This is a genomic window from Pseudomonas sp. SO81 (assembly GCF_030374125.1).
Lineage (GTDB): Bacteria > Pseudomonadota > Gammaproteobacteria > Pseudomonadales > Pseudomonadaceae > Aquipseudomonas.
In genome coordinates this window covers 2,801,771-2,821,782 of record NZ_CP126126.1, presented here as the reverse complement: position 1 = coordinate 2,821,782, position 20,012 = coordinate 2,801,771, and the positions used below count along the sequence as shown (strand labels likewise).

Here is a 20,012-nt window from a genome sequence, read left to right as displayed (position 1 = left end):
GGTTTCGAGTTGATTGTTATGTCGCCTAACCACTAGCCGTAGCGGCCGGTGATGTAGTCCTCGGTTTGTTTTTTCGCCGGGTTGGTGAACAGGGTGTCGGTATCGCCGAACTCGATCAGCTTGCCCATGTACATGAACGCCGTGTAGTCGGAGACGCGCGCGGCCTGCTGCATGTTGTGGGTGACGATGACGATGGTGTACTTGCTCTTCAGCTCGTAGATCAGCTCTTCGACCTTGAGGGTGGAGATCGGGTCCAGCGCCGAGCAGGGTTCGTCGAGCAGCAGCACTTCCGGCTGCACCGCCACGGTACGGGCGATCACCAGGCGCTGCTGCTGGCCGCCGGAGAGGCCGAGGGCGGACTCGTGCAGGCGGTCCTTGACCTCGTCCCACAGGGCGGCGCTCTTCAGGGCCCACTCCACGGTCTCGTCGAGCACGCGCTTCTGGTTCACGCCCTGGATGCGCAGGCCGTACACCACGTTCTCGTAGATGCTCTTGGGGAACGGGTTGGGCTTCTGGAACACCATGCCGACGCGGCGACGCAGCTCGGCAACGTCCACGCCCTTCTTGTAGATGTCGTGGCCGTCGAGGCGGATCTCGCCCTGCACGCGGCAGCCGTCGACCAGGTCGTTCATCCGGTTGAAGGTGCGCAGCAGGGTCGACTTGCCGCAGCCGGACGGGCCGATGAAGGCGGTCACGCGTTGCTTGGGGATGTTCATCGACACGTCGAACAGCGCCTGCTTGTCGCCGTAGAACAGGTTCAGGCTCGGCACCTCCAGGGCGACGGTTTCTTCCGCCAGGTTGAGGCCCTGCTTCTGCCGGCCGAGGGCGGCCATGTCGATACCGTGGGTGTGTACTTCGTGCTGCATGGGATGCTCCCTACGCTAACAATTCGTTCGATTCGTGCATGCCGCCACGGCCACTGCCGCGACGACGCAATTCGTGATCAGTGATCCAGCGCCTTGTACTTCTCGCGCAGGTGGTTGCGGATGAACACGGCGCTCAGGTTGAGCAGGGCGATCACCAGCACCAGCAGCAGCGCGGTGGCGTACACCAGCGGGCGGGCGGCCTCGACGTTGGGGCTCTGGAAGCCGACGTCGTAGATATGGAAGCCCAGGTGCATGATCTTCTGGTCCAGGTGCAGGTACGGGTAGTTGCCGTCCACCGGCAGCGCCGGGGCCAGCTTGACCACGCCGACCAGCATCAGCGGTGCCACTTCGCCGGCGGCGCGGGCCACGGCGAGGATCATGCCGGTCATCATGGCCGGGCTGGCCATCGGCAGCACCACCTTCCACAGGGTCTCGGCCTTGGTCGCACCCAGGGCCAGGGAACCTTCGCGCAGGGCCCGCGGAATGCGCGCCAAGCCTTCCTCGGTGGCGACGATCACCACCGGCACGGCGAGGATCGCCAGGGTCAGCGAGGCCCACAGCAGGCCCGGGGTGCCGAAGGTCGGCGCCGGCGCCGCTTCGGCGAAGAACAGGCGGTCGATCGAGCCACCCAGCACATAGACGAAGAAGCCCAGGCCGAACACGCCGTAGACGATGGCCGGCACGCCGGCCAGGTTATTCACGGCGATGCGGATGATGCGGGTCATCGCGCCCTGCTTGGCGTACTCGCGCAGGTAGATGGCCGCCAGCACGCCGAACGGGGTGACGATCACGGCCATGATCAGGGTCATCATCACGGTGCCGAAGATGGCCGGGAAGATGCCGCCCTCGGTGTTGGCCTCACGCGGCTCGTCGCTGAGGAACTCCCACAGCTTGGCGAAGTAGAAGCCGAGCTTGGTCAGCACGCCCATGGCGTTCGGCTGGTAGGCGCGCACCACCTTGCTCAGGGCGATTTCCTGCTCGCGGCCGTCGACGGTCTTCACCGTCACGCTGTCGCGGTCGAGCTGCTGGTTGAGCTCCACCAGCTGGCCTTCGAGCACCTTGTACTGGGCATCCAGCTCGGCGCGCCGGGCATCCAGGTCGGCCTGGGCGGCGGCGTCCAGGCGGTCCTTCAGCTCCAGGCGACGGCCTTCCAGGCGCAGCTGCTCGAGGCCGTGGTTGATATGGCCGATGTCGCGCTTCTCCAGCTGCACCAGCTGCGAATGCAGTTCGTCGACGCGGGTGATGCGGCTCTGCAGTTCGCTCCAGGCGGCATCGCCTTCGGCCACCACCTGGCCGCCTTGCTTGACGTTGACCAGGTAGCCGTAGAAGTTGCCCCACTCGCGGCGCTCCATGCCCATCAGGTTTTCCGGGGTGCGCGGTTCACTCAGCCACTCGGCCACCACCCAGCTGAAATCGGCGCCGTAGACCTCACGGTTGCCGACCTTGAACAGCTCGCGAGTCATGAACTCGCCGCCCTTCACGTCCACCGGCAGGCCGGCGGCGGCCAGGCGGGCGCGCGGCACTTCTTCTTCCTGCACCAGCTCGCCGGCCATCACCCGGGCGGCCTCGCCCGGCACTTGGTACTTGGCCTCGATCACGTCGGCCGGCCAGAAGTGGCCGAGGCCGCGCACGGCGATCACGGCGAGCAGGCCGATGGTCATGATCACGGCGATGGACACGCCGCTGGCGGTCATCCACACCCAGGGCGAACCGCTCTTGAACCAGGACTTGAGGTTTTGCTCTTTGATTTTCACTGATGTCTACCTTTCCCAGTTCTCAGAGCGACGCGTACTTCTTGCGCAGGCGAGTACGAATCACCTCCGCCAGCGTGTTCATCACGAAGGTGAAGGCCAGCAACACCAGCGCCGAGAGGAACAGCACGCGGTAGTGGGTACTGCCCACCTCGGATTCCGGCATTTCCACCGCCACGTTGGCGGCCAGGGTGCGCAGGCCCTCGAAGATGTTCATGTCCATGATCGGCGTGTTGCCGGTGGCCATCAGCACGATCATGGTCTCGCCCACCGCGCGGCCCATGCCGATCATCAGGGCGGAGAAGATGCCCGGGCTGGCGGTGAGGATCACCACGCGGGTCAGGGTCTGCCAGGGCGTGGCGCCCAGGGCCAGGGAGCCGAAGGTCAGGCTCTTGGGCACGCTGAACACGGCGTCCTCGGCGATCGAGTAGATGTTCGGGATCACCGCGAAGCCCATGGCCAGGCCGACCACCAGGGCGTTGCGCTGGTCGAAGGCGATGCCCAGGTCGTTGCTGATCCACAGGCGCATGTCGCCGCCGAAGAACCAGTTCTCCAGGTGGCCGCTCATGCCCAGGGCGCCACTACCGATCAGCAGGATCACCGGGATCAGCAGCGCCGCTTCCCAGCCATCGGGGATGACCAGGCGGATCTTCTCCGGCAGGCGGCTCCAGGCGTAGGCCGACAGCAGCACGCCAATCGGCGTCAGCAGCAGCAGGCTGAAGATGCCCGGCAGGTGACCTTCGACATAGGGCGCGAGGAACAGGCCGGCGAAGAAGCCGAGGATCACCGTCGGCAGCGCCTCCATCAGCTCGATCACCGGCTTGACCTTGCGGCGCATGGCCGGGGCCATGAAGTAGGCGGTGTAGATGGCCGCGCAGATGGCCAGCGGAGCAGCCAGGAGCATGGCGTAGAAGGCCGCCTTGAGGGTACCGAAGGTCAGCGGCGCCAGGCTCATCTTGGGTTCGAAGTCGCTGTTGGCCGAGGTCGACTGCCAGACGTACTTGGGCTCGTCGTAGCTCTCGTACCAGACCTTGCCCCACAGCGCGCTCCAGGAGATTTCCGGGTGCGGGTTGTCGATGACGAAGCGCTGCAGCTGGCCGTTGGACTCCACCAACACGCGGTTGGCGCGCGGCGACAGGGCGGCCACGGCCTGGCCCTCGGCGACCTTCTCGGTCAGCAGGGTGCGGTGCGCGGTGCTGTGGAAGATGCCCAGGTGACCTTCGGCGTCCAGCGCGACGAAGCCCTTGCGGCGCTCCTCGGAGAGGATCTGGATGATCGGCGCATCATTCAGCTGGAAGCCGCGGATATGGGTCAGCGCGGCCTTGTTGTCGGCGTCGCGGACCATGAACCACTGACCGATGCCGCCCTTGCTGTCGCCGATCAGCAGCGAGATGCCGCCGAGCAGCGGGGTGACGGTGCTCACCTCGGCGTCGCCGCCGAGCAGCGTGTAGCGACCGTTGAGGGCCTTGGTGCGCAGGTCGAAGACGTCGGCGGTGGCCTTGCCGTTGATCACGAACAGCCACTGCTGGCGCGGGTCGATGATCATCGCCTTGATCGGCTCGGCGATCTGCGGCAGGGCGATGCGCTCCTCGGTGAGAGTGGTCTCGCCGGTCAGCATGTTCTCTTCGCGGGTGATCGCCAGCACCTGCAGCTCGGCACCGGTGGAGGCGCTGAGCATCAGGGTGTCGCCGTTCTCGCTGATCGCTACGTGCTCCAGCGGTCGGCCCTGGGCGTCGAGGACGATGGGCGCCTCGCCGTAGGGATAGTCCAGCTCGGGGGTGATGGTCTTGACGTTGTTCGGGTAGCTGACCTTGTAGGCGTGCTCGAACACCAGCACCTGGCCATTGGACAGGCCCAGCACCACGCGGTGGCTGCCCGGCTGGTCCTGGCTGACCGAGGCGATGCTGACACCGCTCGGCAGGGCCAGCTGGTAGGCGTTCAGGGCGACGCCATCCTTGAGGCCGAAGAACTGGACCTGGCCACTGCGGCTCAGGCGCATGGCCACCTTGTTCTGTTCTTCCACCGCCAGCAGCAGGGCCTCGCTCTGCCCGGCCAGCCAGGCCGGCTGCTGGGCCTCGCGCGCTTCCATGTCGGCACCGCCGAAGATCGGCGCCACCACATAGGCGAGGTAGAAGAAGATCAGCGTGATGCATGCCAGCACGGCCAGGCCGCCGATCGAGACGTACCAGCGCGCCATGCGGTCCTTGAGCGCGCGCATACGGCGCTTGCGCTGCAGGACGGGGGTATCGAAGTCGATGCGGTGGTTGTTCGCGGAGGCGCTCATGCTGTTGTTGGCCAGGTCATTCATGAGGAGGTCTCGAGCACAGCGGACACAGCCCGCTCAATGTGAAGTACTTCAATCTATCCGCCTTGTGTGACAGAAAGATTACAGCTCGGTGACGCGACAACGCCCACGGCTCCAGAAGAGTCGCGGGCGTGTCGAACAGTGCGCCGAGGGATGGGCCTCGGCGTCACTGGCGGGCCGTTACAGGCCCAGTTCTTTCTTGGTCTTCTCGATCACTTTGGCCGGCAGCGGGATGTAGCCATCCTTCACCACCACATCCTGGCCCTGCTTGGACAGCACCAGCTTGACGAACTCGGCTTCCAGCGGGCTCAGCGGCTTGTTCGGCGCCTTGTTGACGTAGACGAAGAAGAAGCGCGACAGCGGGAACTTGCCTGCCAGGGCGTTGGCTTCGTTGGCCTCGAAGGCCTCGCCACCTTTCTTCGACAGCGGTACGGCGCGGACGCTGGCGGTCTTGTAACCGATGCCCGAGTAGCCGATCGCGTTGACGGTGCTGGAGATCGACTGCACCACCGAGGCCGAACCCGGCTGCTCGTTGACGTTGGCCTTGAAGTCGCCTTTGCACAGGGCGGCTTCCTTGAAGTAGCCGTAGGTGCCGGATACCGAGTTGCGACCGAACAGCTGGATCGGCTTGTCGGCCCACTCGCCGGTCAGGCCCAGGTCGCCCCAGGTCTTCACGTCGCTACCACCGCACAGGCGGGTGCTGGAGAAGATGCCGTCGACCTGAGCCATGTCCAGGGACTTGATCGGGTTGTCCTTGTGCACGAACACGGCCAGGGCGTCGATGGCCACCGGCACGGCGACCGGCTTGTAGCCGAACTTCTCTTCGAAGGCCTGCAGCTCGTTGTCCTTCATGGCGCGAGACATCGGGCCCAGGTTGGCGGTGCCTTCGGTCAGGGCGGGCGGCGCGGTGGAGGAGCCGGCGGCCTGGATCTGGATGTTCACGTTCGGGTAGTTCTTCTTATATTCCTCGGCCCACAGGGTCATCAGGTTGGCCAGGGAATCGGAACCGACGCTGGACAGATTGCCCGATACACCGGAAGTCTTTTGGTAAGCCGGGATGGCCGGGTCGACAGCGGCAACCGCACTAGCGGCGCTTACGCCAGCGGCGACAAAGGTCAGGGCCGCCATCAAACGCTTGAGTTTCATGCCTTGCTCCTAGCAGGAAGGGGTTGTGATGGAACGGGCCCAAGTATCTGTAGGCCGCATGAACACTCTATGACTGGATTGTGACAATCAGGTTAAAGCGCAGAAAAAAGCAAAAGGCCCGCGAGCGGGCCTTTTTTGTGCAGCGTCCTGGACTCAGGCCGGCACCAGCTGGCTGGCCTGGCGCCGCCACAGCAGGATGCCGATCAACATGAACAGCAGGCACAGGGCGCCGACGTAATAGGCCGGGCCCAGCGGGCTCCATTTCAACAGCAAGCTGACCAGGATCGGCGTCAGCCCGCCGAAGATGGCGTAGGCCAGGTTGTAGGAGAACGACAGCCCGGAGAAGCGCACCACCGCCGGGAAGGCCTTGACCATCACCATGGGGATGGCGCCGATCATGCCCACGCACAGGCCGGCCAGGGCATACAGCGGCACCAGCAGGTCCGGCTGGGTCTTCAGCGTGGTGTAGAACAGCCAGGAGCTGACCAGCAGCAGCGCGCCGCCGACCAGGAAGGTCGGACCAGGGCCAAAGCGGTCGGCGGCCAGGCCCGCCAGCACGCAGCCGATGCTCAGGCAGACGATGGCCAGGCCGTTGGCCGTCAGGGTGTCGGCCGGGGTGAAGCCGTACTGGGTCTGCAGCAGGGTCGGGGTCATCAGGATCACCACGACGATGCCGGCCGACAGCACCCAGGTCAGTAGCATGGACAGGATGATCGCCGGACGATGCTCGCGCACCACCGCCTTCAGTGGCAGCTCGGCGGCCAGCGACTGGCGCTGCTGCAGCTCGGCGAACACCGGGGTCTCGTGCAGCCAGCGGCGCAGGTAGACGGAGATCAGGCCGAACACGCCGCCGACCAGGAAGGGAACGCGCCAGGCGTAGTCGGCGATCTCTTCCGGGGTGAAGCTGCGGTTGATCGCGCTGGCGGCCAGCGAGCCGAGCAGGATGCCGGCGGTGAGCCCGGCGGTCAGGGTGCTGCAGGCGAAGCCGATGCGTTTCGCCGGCACGTGCTCGGCGACGAATACCCAGGCTCCCGGCACCTCGCCGCCGATCGCCGCGCCCTGCATCACGCGCAGGGCCAGCAGCGCCAGCGGCGCCCAGATGCCGATCTGCGCGTAGGTCGGCAGCAGGCCCATCAGCAGGGTCGGCACCGCCATCAGGAAGATGCTCAGGGTGAACATGCGCTTGCGCCCGAGCAGGTCGCCGAAGTGGGCCATGATGATGCCGCCCAGCGGCCGCGCCAGGTAGCCGGCGGCGAAGATGCCGAAGGTCTGCAGCTGGCGTAGCCACTCAGGCATCTCGGCGGGGAAGAACAGCTTGCCGACCACGGCGGCGAAGAACACGAAGATGATGAAGTCGTAGAACTCCAGCGCGCCGCCGAGGGCGGAGAGCGAGAGGGTCTTGTAGTCACTGCGGTTCAATGGGCGCGCCACGGGCGCGGTGCTGGCAAGTTCGGCGGACATAGTGGGCTTCATTATTAGAGTGGCAAGGCTGCGCCGCACCATAGCAAATCAGGCCCCGGGCCGCAGCTTTGCGGCGCAAAAGCGAAACCGCGCGGTCGTCGTTTGACGCGCGCCTCTATATACTGCGCACGGCCCGTCTAGCACGGGCCGCAGCCTGCCACCGAACAGCCAATCATAAGAATCCACCAGCGGGGCCCAGCAGCATGATCGAACTCGAACAGGAAGACCCCATCCCTCAGGGCGATCTGGCCCTGCAGATCACCGCCTTGCCGCGTGAAACCAACGGTTTCGGCGACATCTATGGCGGCTGGCTGGTCTCGCAGATGGACCTGGCCGGCACCGCCATGGCCAGCAAGGTGGCCGGCGGCCGTGTCGCCACCGTGGCCATCGACCGCATGGCCTTCCTGGTACCGGTGGCCGTGGGCGCGCAGCTGTCCTTCTATACCCAGGCCCTGGAAGTCGGCCGTAGCTCGATCCAGATGCTGGTCGAGGTGTGGAGCGACGATCCGCTGTCCAGCGAGTGGCGCAAGGTCACCGAGGCGGTATTCGTGTTCGTCGCCATCGACGGCAGCGGCCGCACCCGCCCGGTACCGCCGCGCCGCGGCTGAGCCACAAGCCCCGATCCAGACAACGCCGACCTAGTGTCGGCGTTTTCCATGGGACTTGGCCTTTTGCCCTGCGCTGGAGTCAAATGAGCCATGACTTCAGGGAGAACCGACATGAGCCAGGCCCAGATTGAACGCATCGAACTGGATGAGCTGACCTGCTGGCGCGTGCGCCACGCCGGTGCCGAGCTGCTGGTGGCCCAGCAGGGCGCCCAGGTGCTGAGCTACCAGCAGGGCGAGCAGCCGCCGCTGATCTGGCTCAGCGAGCAGGCCAGCTACCAGCGCCGCCAATCGGTGCGCGGCGGCGTGCCGATCTGCTGGCCCTGGTTCGGCGACCTCGGTCGCAACCCGCTGCAGGTACAGGCCCAGCACGACAATCTGGGCGCCGCGCCCTTCCACGGCGGTGTCCGCGCGCTGGAGTGGCAACTGCTGGGCATCGACAGCGAGGGCGAGGCGGTGCACCTGCGGTTCGCCTTCGACAGCCGCCAGCATCCGCTGCCCGACTGGCCGCACGCCGCCGAGCTGCGCCTGGACATCCGCCTGGATGAACGCCTGCACCTGGACCTGACCAGCCACAATCTGGGTGCTGCACCGCTGGCCCTGAGCCAGGCGCTGCACAGCTATTTCGCCGTCAGCGACATTCGCCAGGTGGCCGTGCATGGCCTGGAGGACAGCCGCTATATCGACACCCTGGAGGACTGGCAGGAACGCCACCAGCAGGGCGAGCTGCGCTTCGCCGGCGAGACCGACCGCATCTATCTGGACCTGCCGCCGCACCTGCGCCTGCATGACGCCGGCTGGCAGCGCGAGCTGCACCTGCAGACCCGCAACTCGCGCTCGGCGGTGCTGTGGAATCCCTGGATCGACAAGGCCCAGCGCCTGTCCAGCTTCGCCGACGATGCCTGGCAGCGCATGCTGTGCATCGAGACGGCCAACGTCTGGGACGACTGCGTGGAGCTGGCCCCCGGCGAGCGCCACAGCATGGGCCTGAGCCTGTGGAGCGAGCCCGCGTAACCCTCTCGCAGCAGGAAAGGGATCAGAGATCCCCCTCCTCCACCAGCCGTACCGAGCTGGCGTCCAGGGCATAGGAAGCAGCGGCCAGCTCGTTCTCCACCGCCTCGACATGCAGGGTGCCGTCGACCCACAGCGGCTCGTAGATGTCGTCCAGGGCGATACCCTGGGGATAGCGCACCAGCACGATCTGGTTCGGCGGTGGTGGCGGCACATGGATGCAGGCGCCCGGATAAGGCACCAGGAACAGCAGGGTGCTCTTGCCCTCGGCATCGCTCTCCAGCGGCACCGGGTAGCCACCCAGGCGGATCTGCTTGCCGTCCAGGCGTGCCACCGTCTTCTTCGAATACATCACCGCCGGCAGCCCCTGCTCCTGCTTGAGGCCGCCCTGCTGGCCAAAGGCGCCGGCAGCCTCGGGGCTGTCGTGGCTGATCTCCGGCATCGCCTCCAGGGCCTGCTGGTCCTCCTTGGGCATCAGCTCCAGCCAGTCCATTTCGGCCGGTTCGGCGTGGCTCAGCAGGGGCAGCAACAACAGGGTCAGCAGCAGGCGGCGCATGGCGGTCTCGGAGTAGCAACGGGTGGCCAAGCCTAACGGCTCAGCGCGCGTACGTCAGTCCCGCTTCAGCAGGCCGTAGATCAGCAGCAGGACGATGGCGCCGACCACCGCACCGACGAAGCCCGCCGCTTCACCGGCCTGGTAGATGCCCAAGGCCTGGCCGCCATAGGTCGCGGCCAGCGAACCGCCGATGCCGAGCAGGATGGTCATGATCCAGCCCATGCTGTCGTCGCCCGGTTTGAGGAAGCGTGCAATCAGACCCACGATCAGGCCGATGAAGATGGTGCCGATAATGCTCATGCCATGCTCCTTGAAAGAGGCCAGAAACGAACAAGGCGCACCGAGTGGCGCGCCTTGTTGTGACCGGAGCGCAGCGGTGGGGTTCAACCCTGGATCAGCGCCTCGACCTCGGCGATGCGCGCCTTAAGGGTCGCCATGTCCTTGCTGCGCAGGGTGGCATGGCCGACCTTGCGCCCGTCCTTGAACGCCTTGCCGTAGTGGTGCAGGTGGCAGTCCGCGATGGCCACCACCTTGCTCACTTCCGGCACGCTGCCGAGGAAGTTGAGCATGGCGCTCTCGCCGACCTTGGCGGTGGAGCCCAGCGGCAGGCCGGCCACGGCGCGCAGGTGGTTCTCGAACTGGCTGCACTCGGCGCCTTCGATGGTCCAGTGCCCGGAGTTGTGCACGCGCGGGGCGATCTCGTTGGCCTTAAGGCCGCCGTCGACCTCGAAGAACTCGAAGGCCAGCACGCCGACGTAGTCGAGTTGCTTGAGCACGCGACCGACATAGTCCTCGGCCAGCGCCTGCAGCGGATGGTCGGTGCTGGCGATGGACAGGGCCAGCACGCCGCTGTCGTGGCGGTTGTGCACCAGCGGGTAGAAGCGCGTCTCGCCGTCACGGGCGCGCACGGCCACCAGCGAGACTTCGCCGGTGAACGGCACGAAGCCTTCGAGGATGCACGGCACGCTGCCTAGCTCGGCAAAGGCACCGACCACGTCCTCGAGTTTGCGAAGGACCTTCTGGCCCTTGCCGTCGTAGCCCAGGGTGCGGGTCTTCATTACCGCCGGCAGACCGATGGCGGCCACGGCGGCGTCCAGGTCGGCCTGGGACTGGATATCGGCGAATTCCGGAGTCGGGATGCCGAGATCCTTGAACATCGACTTCTCGAACCAGCGGTCGCGGGCGATGCGCAGGGCTTCGGCGCTCGGGTAGACCGGCACGAACTGCGAGAGGAAGGCGACGGTCTCGGCCGGCACGCTCTCGAACTCGAAGGTCACCAGGTCGACCTGCTCGGCCAGGCGGCGCAGCTGCGCCTGGTCGTCGTAGTCACCGAGGATATGCTCGCCGAGCGCCCGGGCGCAGGCATCCGCAGCCGGATCGAGGAAGGAGAAGTGCATGCCCAGCGGAGTGCCCGCCAGGGCCATCATGCGACCCAGCTGGCCGCCACCGATTACGCCGATCTTCATCTATAGGGCCTCGATCAGGAACGCGGGTCCGGGTTGTCCAGCACGCTCTGGGTCTGCTCGTCGCGGAACGCCTTGAGCTTGTCGTGGAACTGCGGGTGCTGGTGACCGAGGATGCTGGCGGCCAGCAGCGCGGCGTTGATCGCACCAGCCTTGCCGATGGCCAGGGTGGCGACCGGGATGCCGGCCGGCATCTGCACGATGGACAGCAGAGAGTCGACGCCCGACAGCACGGCGGATTGCACCGGCACGCCGAGCACCGGCAGATGGGTCTTGGCCGCGCACATGCCCGGCAGGTGGGCGGCGCCACCGGCACCGGCGATGATCACCTGGATGCCACGGCCTTCGGCTGCTTCCGCGTACTGGAACAGCAGGTCCGGCGTGCGGTGGGCGGAAACCACCTGCACTTCGTAGGGAATGCCCAGCTTGTCCAGCATGTCTGCGGTGTGACTGAGGGTGCTCCAATCGGACTTGGAACCCATGATCACGCCAACCAGTGCGCTCATCGTTTTGCCTCTAGCTCGGGCGCCTGTCGGCGCGACAAAAACCAACAAGCCACGCATTCGGCGTGGCTTGTTATGTGCGGGCCAGGCCACTAGGGGCCTGGAGGCGGGGCAGTATACCGGAAAGCCACGGCAGTCGCGCCTCTGCCGTGACCGTCTGTCAGCGCGGATTTGTAACCTGACTGTAAGCGGCCTGCTCGGTCAGTATTGGCGTACCGATAGAGATCGAATCGAAGGTGCCCGGCGCGTGTCCGCGCCGCTCCACCAGCCCCAGATGACGAACGGATGACAGCGCGGCCCAAAGCGAGAACTCCGCCACCCCCAATTTTCGGCGCCTTGCCTACAATCCGCGCCTTCTTCCCGCCAGATTGAAAAGGACTTCAATATGCGCCGCGCCTTTGCCCTCACCGCCCTGCTCGCCGCCCTCGCCGGCTGCGCCACCGCACCGCAGGGCGACGCACCGCTCGCCGTGCACGATGAAACCCTCGAGCCGCAGGCCGGCGTCGAGGTCTGCTACCAGTTGATCTTCTGCCCGCTGGTCAGCGCCGCCGAACTGTCGCGCTGATCGTCAGCCGGCGGCAGGGCTCCCAGGCCAGCCGGTCACGGCCGGCTAGACTCGCCACCTTTCCCACCAACAAGGAAGTTGTCATGCGCAAGCTATCCCTTAGCGCCTTTTTCCTGCTGCTCGCCGGCCAGGCCAATGCCCTGGAACTGGCCAAGTACCCGCAGGTATTCGATACGGGCCAGGCCGTCATGGTGACCCTCGCACCCACTGCCGACGGCACCCAGGCCCTGCTGCAGGTCAAGGGCCTCAACCATCCCCTGGACTCGGTGGTGTTCCTTACCGAGGTTGACGACCGCGGCAACCAGGAGCGTGACTACAGCACCACCCTGGACGGCGGCCGCTACAACATGCTGCTCAAGCGCCAAGGCTGGGATGGCGACAGCTACCAGCTGTACCTGCCGGATACCGCGGGCTTTGTTCTGACTTTCGACGAGGCCCTGAGCAAGCGTGCCAAGCCGGCCGAGCTCCTGGCCCTGTATGAACAACAGCAGAGCCAGGGCATACAGGAGAAGCTGGCCCGGTTCGACCGTGCCAAGCACCTGCAGACCAACAAGCGCCAACTCAAGGAACTGGATCAGGAGGCCAGCGAGGCCTGCGGCGTGCCGCTGCAGACCCGGGTGGAGTGGAACGCCATCGACGACCAGAAAATGAAGGCACTGAGCATCGCCGGCTATTGCGGCGAGGTGGTCAACCAGCTGGCCAGCCTGTGCGAGGCCGATGCCGGCTTCAAGGCGCAGGCCATTGCCATCAAGACTGTGGAATGCCGCTTCGACAAAGCGATGAAGCTGCGCGAGAAGGACGGCAGGATCCTCTTCACCACCGAGCAGGAGGCGCCCAACCAGGGCGACTTCATCAACGCCTTCCTGCGTAATCGCTGATCCCTGCGCCGCCCCTCCGCAATGGAGGGGCAGTGCATTCGGTTTTCCGAACGCCGAGTCTGCCGCCATTCGCCAGACCGAACGCCAGCGACCTTCCCGCACCTTCCAACTCAATAAATAATCTTTTAATTTCAATGGCTTAGTATCGACTAAGCCGCCTGGCACAGTACCTGCTCTAGATCCTCGCAGGGACGGCTCGACCGTCCACTCCACAGGGGCCCGCATCGCCATGCAGCGACAGCCCCGGATAACAACAACAGCGAGGATCAGCATGAACAGCACTCTCTCCCGCGCCATCGGCGTCGCCCTAGCCGCCACCCTGTGCAGCGCCCCGGCCCTGGCCGAAGAACTGACCGGCACCCTGAAGAAGATCAAGGACAGCGGCACCATCGTCCTCGGCCACCGCGACTCGTCCATCCCCTTCTCCTACTTCGGCAGCGACCCGCAGCAGCCCGAGGGCTACTCCCATGACCTGCAGCTGAAGGCGGTCGAGGCGATCAAGCAGAAGCTGGGCATGCCGGACCTCAAGGTGCGCTACAACCTGGTGACCTCGCAGACCCGCATCCCGCTGGTACAGAACGGCACCGTGGACCTGGAGTGCGGTTCCACCACCAACAACGTCGAGCGCCAGCAGCAGGTGGACTTCTCCGTCGGCATCTTCGAGGTGGGCACCCGCCTGCTGACCAAGACCACTTCCGGCATCAAAGACTTCCCCGACCTCAAGGGCAAGAACGTGGTGACCACCGCCGGCACCACCTCCGAGCGCCTGCTCAAGGCGATGAACGCCGAGAAGCAGATGGGCATGAACATCATCTCGGCCAAGGACCACGGCGAGTCCTTCCTGATGCTGGAGTCCGGCCGCGCCGTGGCCTTCATGATGGACGACGCCCTGCTCGCCGGCGAAATGGCCAAGGCCAAGAAGCCGGCCGACTGGCACGTGGTTGGCACCCCGCAGTCCTACGAGATCTATGGCTGCATGGTGCGCAAGGGTGACCCGGCCTTCAAGGCAGTGGTCGACGAGGCCCTGGTCGCCACCTTCAAGTCCGGCGAAGTCACTGCCATCTACGACAAGTGGTTCCTCAACCCGGTGCCGCCCAAGGGCCTGAACCTGAACTTCCCGATGAGCGACGAGCTGAAGAAGCTGGTCGCCAACCCGACCGACAAGGCCGCCGAGCAACTCTAAGCGCGCCCGACCGCGGCCGGTGCTCCCTCTCCAGTCATGGAGAGGGAGTAAATCCACCCGGCCTGTTGGTACGGCACCGCTTCACGAGAGCGGCGCCGCCTCACCTCTGCAAATCAGGACAGGAGCACCGTCGCCAACCGCGACGGGGGACCGTGTCGGCCCCGGCTCCTGTCCGCCCTGATCGTGAGTAGCCAAGATGAATTACAACTGGGACTGGGGCGTGTTCTTCAAGTCCACCGGCATCGGCAGCGAGATCTACCTGGACTGGTTCGTCACCGGCCTGGGCTGGACCATCGCCATCGCCCTCACCGCCTGGCTGATCGCCCTGGCGCTGGGCGCCCTGCTCGGCGTGATGCGCACCGTGCCGAACCGCTGGATCAGCGGCTTCGCCACCTGCTACGTGGAAGTCTTCCGCAACGTACCGCTGCTGGTGCAGCTGTTCCTCTGGTACTTCCTGGTGCCGGATCTGCTGCCCGAGTCGCTGGAGATGTGGTTCAAGCAGGACCTGTCGCCGGCCACCTCGGCCTTCCTCAGCGTGGTCGTGTGCCTCGGCCTGTTCACCGCCGCCCGCGTCTGCGAGCAGGTGCGCACCGGCATCCAGGCGCTGCCCAAGGGCCAGCTGGCCGCCGGCTACGCGCTGGGCTTCCGCCTGCCGCAGGTGTACGCCAACGTTCTGTTGCCGCAGGCCTTCCGCATCATCATTCCGCCGCTGACCAGCGAGTTCCTCAACATCTTCAAGAACTCCTCGGTGGCCTCGCTGATCGGCCTCATGGAGCTGCTGGCGCAGACCAAGCAGACCGCCGAGTTCAGCGCCAACCTGTTCGAGGCCTTCACCCTGGCCACGCTGATCTACTTCACCCTGAACATGAGCCTGATGCTGCTGATGCGCCTGATCGAGAAGAAGGTCGCGGTACCGGGCCTGATCTCCGCGGGAGGCAAATGATGGATTTCAGCGCTATCGTCCCGGCCCTGCCGGGCCTGTGGAACGGCATGCTGATGACCCTGCAGCTGATGGTGCTGGGCGTGATCGGCGGCGTGGTGCTGGGCACCCTGCTGGCCATCATGCGCCTGTCGCACAATCGCCTGCTGTCGGGCTTCGCCGCCACCTACGTCAACTACTTCCGCTCCATCCCGCTGCTGCTGGTGATCACCTGGTTCTACTTCGCGGTGCCGTTCCTGCTGCGCTGGATCACCGGCGAAGACACCCCGGTGGGCGCCTTCACCTCGTGCCTGGTGGCCTTCGTGATGTTCGAGGCGGCCTACTTCAGCGAGATCGTCCGCGCCGGCATCCAGGCCATCCCCAAGGGCCAGATGGGCGCCGCCTCGGCACTGGGCATGACCCATGCCCAGAGCATGCGCCTGATCATCCTGCCACAGGCATTCCGCAAGATGACCCCGCTGCTGCTGCAGCAGAGCATCATCCTGTTCCAGGACACCTCGCTGGTCTACACCGTGGGCCTGATGGACTTCCTCAACGCCGCCCGCTCGCGCGGCGACATCCTCGGCCAGCCCCATGAGTTCCTGATCTTCGCCGGCCTCGTGTACTTCACCATCAGCTTCGCCGCCTCGCAGCTGGTCAAGCTCCTGCAGAAAAGGTTAGCCGTATGATTACCATCCAGAACGTCAACAAGTGGTACGGGGACTTCCAGGTGCTGACCGATTGCAGCACCGAGGTGAAGAAGGGCGAAGTGGTCGTGGTGTGCGGCCCGTCCGGCTCCGGCAAGTCGACCCTGATCAAGTGCGTCAACGCCCTGGAGCCCTTCCAGAAGGGCGACATCGTGGTCGACGGCACCTCCATCGCCGACAAGAAGACCAACCTGCCGCAGCTGCGCTCGCGGGTCGGCATGGTCTTCCAGCACTTCGAGCTGTTTCCGCACCTGACCATCGCCGAGAACCTCACCATCGCCCAGATCAAGGTGCTCGGCCGCAGCAAGGCCGAGGCCACCGAGAAGGGCCTCAAGCTGCTCGAGCGGGTCGGCCTCGCCGCCCATGCGCACAAGCATCCGGGCCAGCTCTCCGGCGGCCAGCAGCAGCGCGTGGCCATCGCCCGCGCCCTGGCCATGGACCCGGTGGTGATGCTGTTCGACGAGCCGACCTCGGCGCTGGACCCGGAGATGGTCAACGAGGTGCTTGACGTCATGGTGCAGCTGGCCAACGAGGGCATGACCATGATGTGCGTGACCCACGAGATGGGCTTCGCGCGCAAGGTCGCCGACCGGGTGATCTTCATGGACCGCGGGCAGATCGTCGAAGACTGCGCCAAGGAGGAATTCTTCGGCGACATCAACGCCCGTTCCGAGCGGGCCCAGCAGTTCCTCAACAAGATCCTCCAGCACTAAGCGAAACCTCCCCTCTCCCTCCGGGAGAGGGGACGGGGGTGGGGGCGCCTCAGGCACCTTCGCACTCCTACCCAGCCCGGGCCTACTGTGATGCAATGCCTGTCCCCCAGCGTCCCGCCCGCCCTCGCCGTGAAGCCACACCTGCTCCGCCAACTGCTGCTGACCCTGCTGGGCATCGCCCTGGTACTCGGCTGCGGCTACGCCGGCTACCGGCTCAGCGAGGCGATCGGCATCCGTGAACTGGCCGCCGGCGGCGAGCGCCAGCTGGAGCTCAACGCCCGCGCGGTGGAGAGCGAGATCGGCAAGTACACCTACCTGCCCAGCCTGCTGGAGCTGGAGAGTGGCGTCAGCCGTCTGCTGCTGACCCCCGGCAGCTACCGCCGGCAACGCCTCAACGATCACCTCGAAGGCCTCAACCAGCGCGCCGGCAGCCTCGCCGTTTACGTGCTCGACCTGGATGGCCGGGTGGTCGCCACCAGCAACTGGAACCAGCCGAGCAGCTTCCTCGGCGAAGATCTGTCGTTCCGCGACTACTACAAGCAGGCCGTGCGCGGCGAGCCGGGGCGCTTCTATGGCGTCGGCAGCACCACCGGCGAGCCCGGCTACTACCTGGCCCACGGCCTGCGCGCCAATGGCCGGGTGATCGGCGTGGCGGTGGTCAAGGTGCGCCTGGACGCCCTGGAAAAGCGCTGGGCCGACGCCCGCGTCGAGGCTTACGTCAGCGACGAGAACGGCATCATCATCCTCTCCAGCGACCCGACGCGCCGGCTCAAGGCCGTGCGGCCGCTGGACGACGCCGACCGCGAGCGCCTGGCGCGCAGCCTGCAGTACCACTGGGCGACCCTGCAGGAACTGCAACCGCTGGCCAGCCGCGAACTCGGCGACGGGCTGCAGGAAGTCCGCCTGGACGGTCCCGCCGGCCAACCGCTGGACTACCTGCAGCAGACCCGCGCACTCAACGACACCGCCTGGCACCTGACCCTGCTTACGCCGCTGGCCGAACAGCGCCGCACGGCGGCCAGCCACGGCCTGCTCGCCGGCGTGGTCTGCGCCCTGCTGATCTTCGGCGGCCTGGCGCTGAACCAGCGGCGCAAGGTGATCGCCACCCGCCTGGCCGCCCGCGAGGCGCTGCAGCGGGCCAACGGCGAGCTGGAGCGCAAGATCGCCGAGCGCACCCTCGACCTCTCCGCCAGCAACCTGCTGTTGCAGGCCGAGGTGCGCGAGCGCCAGCAGACCGAGGCCAACCTGCGCCAGGCCCAGGACGGCCTGGTGCAGGCCGGCAAGCTGGCGGTGATCGGGCAGATGTCCACCAGCATCGCCCACGAGCTGAACCAGCCGCTGGCGGCCCTGCGCACCCTGTCGGCGAATGCCGCGCGCTTCCTCGAACGCGGCGCGCTGGATACCGCCGGCAGCAACCTGCAGGCCATCGGCGAGCTGGTCGACCGCATGGGCCGCATCACCGGCAGCCTGCGCGCCTTCGCCCGGCGCGGCGGCGACCACGGCCAGGCCAGCCTGGAACAGGCGGTGGAGGCGGCGCTGTTCCTGCTGCACAGCCGCGTCGAGCAGGAACGCCCGACCCTGCACCGCGAGTTCGCCGAGGCGCGCCTGGCCATCGACCAGACCCGCCTGGAGCAGATCCTGGTCAACCTGCTGAGCAACGCCCTCGACGCCCTGCGCGAACAGCCGCGCCGCGAGCTGTGGCTGAGCGGCGCGCAGCACGGCGCCAGCTACCGCCTGGAAGTGCGCGACAGCGGCGCCGGCATCCCGCCGGATGTGCGCGTGCACCTGTTCGAGCCGTTCTTCACCACCAAGCCGGGAGAAAAGGGCCTGGGCCTCGGCCTGACCCTGTCCGCCAGCCTGGCCGCGGCCGCCGGCGGCAGCCTGGTGGTGCGCCATCCTGAGGAAGGCGGCAGCGCCTTCATCCTCGATCTGCCCCTGGAGGAGCCCCGCGATGACTGAAGCGCTGACCGTACTGATCGTCGAGGACGACCCCCACGTGCTGCTCGGCTGCCAGCAGGCCCTGCAGCTGGAGGACATCGACAGCACCGGCGTCGGCAGCGCCGAGGAGGCGCTGGCGCGCATCGACGGCGACTTCGCCGGCATAGTGGTCAGCGACATCCGCCTGCCGGGCATCGACGGCCTGCAGCTGCTGGCCGAGCTCAAGCGCCGCGACCCGAGCCTGCCGGTGGTGCTGATCACCGGCCACGGCGATATCGGCATGGCGGTGGGCGCCATGCGCGACGGCGCCTACGACTTCATCGAGAAACCCTTCTCCCCCGAGCGCCTGGTCGAGGTGGTGCGCCGCGCCCTCGAGCAACGCGGCCTGGCCCGCGAGGTCAGCGCCCTGCGCCGCCAGCTGGCCGGACGCCAGGCCCTGGAACAGCGCATCATCGGCCGCTCGCCGGCCATGCAGCAGCTGCGCGAGCTGATCGCCAACGTCGCCGACACCGGCGCCAACGTGCTGATCGAGGGCGAGACCGGCACCGGCAAGGAACTGGTCGCGCGCTGCCTGCACGACTTCAGCCGGCGTCAGGGCAAGGAGTTCGTCGCGCTGAACTGCGGCGGCCTGCCGGAGAGCCTGTTCGAGAGCGAGATCTTCGGCCACGAGGCCAACGCCTTCACCGGCGCCGGCAAGCGCCGTATCGGCAAGATCGAGCACGCCGACGGCGGCTCGCTGTTCCTCGACGAGATCGAGAGCATGCCGCTGGCCCTGCAGATCAAGCTGCTGCGCGTACTGCAGGAACACAGCCTGGAGCGCCTCGGCTCGAACCAGCCGATCGCCGTGGACTGTCGGGTGATCGCCGCGACCAAGGCCGACCTGGCCGAGCTGGGCCAGCGCGGCGAGTTCCGCAGCGACCTGTACTACCGGCTCAACGTGGTGACCCTGGAGTTGCCGCCGCTGCGCGACCGCCGCGAGGACATCCTGCTGCTGTTCGAGCACTTCCTGCAGCTCGCCGCCCTGCGCTTCGACCGCGCCCTGCCGGAGCTGGACCGGCGCACCGCCGCCACCCTGCAGGCCCACGACTGGCCGGGCAACGTGCGCGAGCTGCGCAACGTGGCCGAACGCTTCGCCCTCGGCCTGCCGGTGTTCAAGAAGAGCGACGCCGCCCCGGACGGCAGCGGCCCCGGCTTCGCCGAGGCGGTGGAGGCCTTCGAGCGCAACCTGCTCGGCGCCGCCCTGGAACGCCACGCCGGCAACCTCAGCCAGGCCGCACAGGACCTGGGCATGGCCAAGACCACCCTGTTCGACAAGGTGAAGAAGTACGGCCTGTAAGGCAGGCCCCCGTAGGGTGGCCTTTATCCGTAGGGTGGGCTCAGGAGCGCAGCGAACAGCCCACCACAGGCCCCTCGGTATACCCGCCTTCGGTAAGCGACCAAGC

Annotated in this window: 18 protein-coding genes and 1 pseudogene; 10 read left to right on the top strand and 9 right to left on the bottom strand. The window is 66.6% G+C overall.

What is annotated here, in order from left to right; all coding sequences use genetic code 11:
- Window positions 1–32: 32 nt before the first annotated feature.
- The 5 genes and pseudogenes from pstB to OH686_RS13100 form a co-directional block, all read right to left on the bottom strand.
- Window positions 33–866: a phosphate ABC transporter ATP-binding protein PstB gene (gene pstB / locus OH686_RS13120; protein ID WP_137974559.1), complete on the bottom strand. Its 834-nt coding sequence runs from the start codon at window positions 864–866 to the stop codon at window positions 33–35.
- A gap of 77 nt (window positions 867–943) precedes the next feature.
- On the bottom strand, window positions 944–2,560 hold the full coding sequence (gene pstA, locus OH686_RS13115) for a phosphate ABC transporter permease PstA (RefSeq protein ID WP_502942810.1): 1,617 nt from the start codon (window positions 2,558–2,560) through the stop codon (window positions 944–946).
- An 82-nt stretch (window positions 2,561–2,642) separates the two neighbouring features.
- Entirely contained in the window at window positions 2,643–4,925 is a 2,283-nt protein-coding gene (locus OH686_RS13110) for an ABC transporter permease subunit (protein WP_289533104.1), read from the bottom strand.
- Window positions 4,926–5,102: 177 nt separating this feature from the next.
- On the bottom strand, window positions 5,103–6,068 hold the full coding sequence (locus tag OH686_RS13105; RefSeq protein ID WP_289533102.1) for a PstS family phosphate ABC transporter substrate-binding protein: 966 nt from the start codon (window positions 6,066–6,068) through the stop codon (window positions 5,103–5,105).
- 145 nt (window positions 6,069–6,213) lie between these two features.
- A pseudogene (locus OH686_RS13100) lies at window positions 6,214–7,529 on the bottom strand (MFS transporter); the annotation flags it as partial.
- 203 nt (window positions 7,530–7,732) lie between these two features.
- Between OH686_RS13100 and OH686_RS13095 the strand changes: the two are divergent.
- Both OH686_RS13095 and OH686_RS13090 read left to right on the top strand, forming a co-directional pair.
- Window positions 7,733–8,137 carry an acyl-CoA thioesterase gene (locus tag OH686_RS13095; RefSeq protein ID WP_137974555.1) on the top strand — a complete coding sequence of 135 codons (405 nt, stop codon included), beginning with the start codon at window positions 7,733–7,735 and terminating at the stop codon, window positions 8,135–8,137.
- Between the two features lie 111 nt (window positions 8,138–8,248).
- The gene (locus OH686_RS13090) at window positions 8,249–9,148 is read left to right on the top strand and encodes a D-hexose-6-phosphate mutarotase (RefSeq protein ID WP_289533100.1); all 900 of its coding nucleotides are present in this window, start codon (window positions 8,249–8,251) and stop codon (window positions 9,146–9,148) included.
- Window positions 9,149–9,170: 22 nt separating this feature from the next.
- On the opposite strand, the gene OH686_RS13085 is transcribed toward OH686_RS13090, so the two are convergent.
- The 4 genes from OH686_RS13085 to purE form a co-directional block, all read right to left on the bottom strand.
- The gene (locus tag OH686_RS13085) at window positions 9,171–9,701 is read right to left on the bottom strand and encodes a DUF3299 domain-containing protein (protein ID WP_289533098.1); all 531 of its coding nucleotides are present in this window, start codon (window positions 9,699–9,701) and stop codon (window positions 9,171–9,173) included.
- A gap of 54 nt (window positions 9,702–9,755) precedes the next feature.
- Complete coding sequence (locus OH686_RS13080; RefSeq protein WP_137974552.1) at window positions 9,756–10,001, bottom strand: GlsB/YeaQ/YmgE family stress response membrane protein; 246 nt, start codon at window positions 9,999–10,001, stop codon at window positions 9,756–9,758.
- Between the two features lie 83 nt (window positions 10,002–10,084).
- The gene (locus OH686_RS13075) at window positions 10,085–11,167 is read right to left on the bottom strand and encodes a 5-(carboxyamino)imidazole ribonucleotide synthase (protein WP_289533096.1); all 1,083 of its coding nucleotides are present in this window, start codon (window positions 11,165–11,167) and stop codon (window positions 10,085–10,087) included.
- 14 nt (window positions 11,168–11,181) lie between these two features.
- Window positions 11,182–11,670: a 5-(carboxyamino)imidazole ribonucleotide mutase gene (gene purE, locus OH686_RS13070; protein WP_137974550.1), complete on the bottom strand. Its 489-nt coding sequence runs from the start codon at window positions 11,668–11,670 to the stop codon at window positions 11,182–11,184.
- 382 nt (window positions 11,671–12,052) lie between these two features.
- On the opposite strand from purE, the gene OH686_RS13065 reads away from it, so the two are divergent.
- The 8 genes from OH686_RS13065 to aauR all read left to right on the top strand — a co-directional run bounded on the left by OH686_RS13065 (window position 12,053) and on the right by aauR (window position 19,906).
- Window positions 12,053–12,232: a hypothetical protein gene (locus tag OH686_RS13065; protein ID WP_289533094.1), complete on the top strand. Its 180-nt coding sequence runs from the start codon at window positions 12,053–12,055 to the stop codon at window positions 12,230–12,232.
- Between the two features lie 83 nt (window positions 12,233–12,315).
- Window positions 12,316–13,110, top strand: coding sequence for a hypothetical protein (locus tag OH686_RS13060; RefSeq protein ID WP_289533093.1), 795 nt, complete (start codon window positions 12,316–12,318; stop codon window positions 13,108–13,110).
- A 271-nt stretch (window positions 13,111–13,381) separates the two neighbouring features.
- On the top strand, window positions 13,382–14,293 hold the full coding sequence (locus tag OH686_RS13055; RefSeq protein ID WP_279864592.1) for a glutamate/aspartate ABC transporter substrate-binding protein: 912 nt from the start codon (window positions 13,382–13,384) through the stop codon (window positions 14,291–14,293).
- 196 nt (window positions 14,294–14,489) lie between these two features.
- Window positions 14,490–15,236 carry an amino acid ABC transporter permease gene (locus OH686_RS13050; RefSeq protein WP_289533090.1) on the top strand — a complete coding sequence of 249 codons (747 nt, stop codon included), beginning with the start codon at window positions 14,490–14,492 and terminating at the stop codon, window positions 15,234–15,236.
- Complete coding sequence (locus OH686_RS13045; RefSeq protein ID WP_289533088.1) at window positions 15,233–15,901, top strand: amino acid ABC transporter permease; 669 nt, start codon at window positions 15,233–15,235, stop codon at window positions 15,899–15,901. Before OH686_RS13050 ends, OH686_RS13045 begins: the two co-directional genes overlap by 4 nt.
- Complete coding sequence (locus tag OH686_RS13040; RefSeq protein WP_289533086.1) at window positions 15,898–16,632, top strand: amino acid ABC transporter ATP-binding protein; 735 nt, start codon at window positions 15,898–15,900, stop codon at window positions 16,630–16,632. The genes OH686_RS13045 and OH686_RS13040 overlap by 4 nt, the downstream gene beginning before the upstream one ends.
- A gap of 90 nt (window positions 16,633–16,722) precedes the next feature.
- Window positions 16,723–18,591, top strand: coding sequence for a sensor histidine kinase (locus OH686_RS13035; protein ID WP_289533085.1), 1,869 nt, complete (start codon window positions 16,723–16,725; stop codon window positions 18,589–18,591).
- Window positions 18,584–19,906, top strand: a complete 1,323-nt coding sequence (gene aauR / locus OH686_RS13030; protein ID WP_289533083.1) for a two-component response regulator AauR — start codon at window positions 18,584–18,586, stop codon at window positions 19,904–19,906. Before OH686_RS13035 ends, aauR begins: the two co-directional genes overlap by 8 nt.
- Window positions 19,907–20,012 lie beyond the last annotated feature (106 nt).

What these genes read in the sequence shown, in the direction of transcription:
- pstB (WP_137974559.1), bottom strand. Translation starts at nt 866, where the DNA reads ATGCAGCACGAAGTACACACCCACGGTATCGACATGGCCGCCCTCGGC.
- OH686_RS13040 (WP_289533086.1), top strand. Translation starts at nt 15,898, where the DNA reads ATGATTACCATCCAGAACGTCAACAAGTGGTACGGGGACTTCCAGGTG.
- OH686_RS13055 (WP_279864592.1), top strand. Translation starts at nt 13,382, where the DNA reads ATGAACAGCACTCTCTCCCGCGCCATCGGCGTCGCCCTAGCCGCCACC.
- OH686_RS13075 (WP_289533096.1), bottom strand. Translation starts at nt 11,167, where the DNA reads ATGAAGATCGGCGTAATCGGTGGCGGCCAGCTGGGTCGCATGATGGCC.
- pstA (WP_502942810.1), bottom strand. Translation starts at nt 2,560, where the DNA reads ATGACCGCCAGCGGCGTGTCCATCGCCGTGATCATGACCATCGGCCTG.
- OH686_RS13060 (WP_289533093.1), top strand. Translation starts at nt 12,316, where the DNA reads ATGCGCAAGCTATCCCTTAGCGCCTTTTTCCTGCTGCTCGCCGGCCAG.
- aauR (WP_289533083.1), top strand. Translation starts at nt 18,584, where the DNA reads ATGACTGAAGCGCTGACCGTACTGATCGTCGAGGACGACCCCCACGTG.
- OH686_RS13035 (WP_289533085.1), top strand. Translation starts at nt 16,723, where the DNA reads ATGCAATGCCTGTCCCCCAGCGTCCCGCCCGCCCTCGCCGTGAAGCCA.
- OH686_RS13105 (WP_289533102.1), bottom strand. Translation starts at nt 6,068, where the DNA reads ATGAAACTCAAGCGTTTGATGGCGGCCCTGACCTTTGTCGCCGCTGGC.
- OH686_RS13080 (WP_137974552.1), bottom strand. Translation starts at nt 10,001, where the DNA reads ATGAGCATTATCGGCACCATCTTCATCGGCCTGATCGTGGGTCTGATT.
- OH686_RS13085 (WP_289533098.1), bottom strand. Translation starts at nt 9,701, where the DNA reads ATGCGCCGCCTGCTGCTGACCCTGTTGTTGCTGCCCCTGCTGAGCCAC.
- OH686_RS13050 (WP_289533090.1), top strand. Translation starts at nt 14,490, where the DNA reads ATGAATTACAACTGGGACTGGGGCGTGTTCTTCAAGTCCACCGGCATC.
- purE (WP_137974550.1), bottom strand. Translation starts at nt 11,670, where the DNA reads ATGAGCGCACTGGTTGGCGTGATCATGGGTTCCAAGTCCGATTGGAGC.
- OH686_RS13110 (WP_289533104.1), bottom strand. Translation starts at nt 4,925, where the DNA reads ATGAATGACCTGGCCAACAACAGCATGAGCGCCTCCGCGAACAACCAC.
- OH686_RS13090 (WP_289533100.1), top strand. Translation starts at nt 8,249, where the DNA reads ATGAGCCAGGCCCAGATTGAACGCATCGAACTGGATGAGCTGACCTGC.
- OH686_RS13095 (WP_137974555.1), top strand. Translation starts at nt 7,733, where the DNA reads ATGATCGAACTCGAACAGGAAGACCCCATCCCTCAGGGCGATCTGGCC.
- OH686_RS13065 (WP_289533094.1), top strand. Translation starts at nt 12,053, where the DNA reads ATGCGCCGCGCCTTTGCCCTCACCGCCCTGCTCGCCGCCCTCGCCGGC.
- OH686_RS13045 (WP_289533088.1), top strand. Translation starts at nt 15,233, where the DNA reads ATGATGGATTTCAGCGCTATCGTCCCGGCCCTGCCGGGCCTGTGGAAC.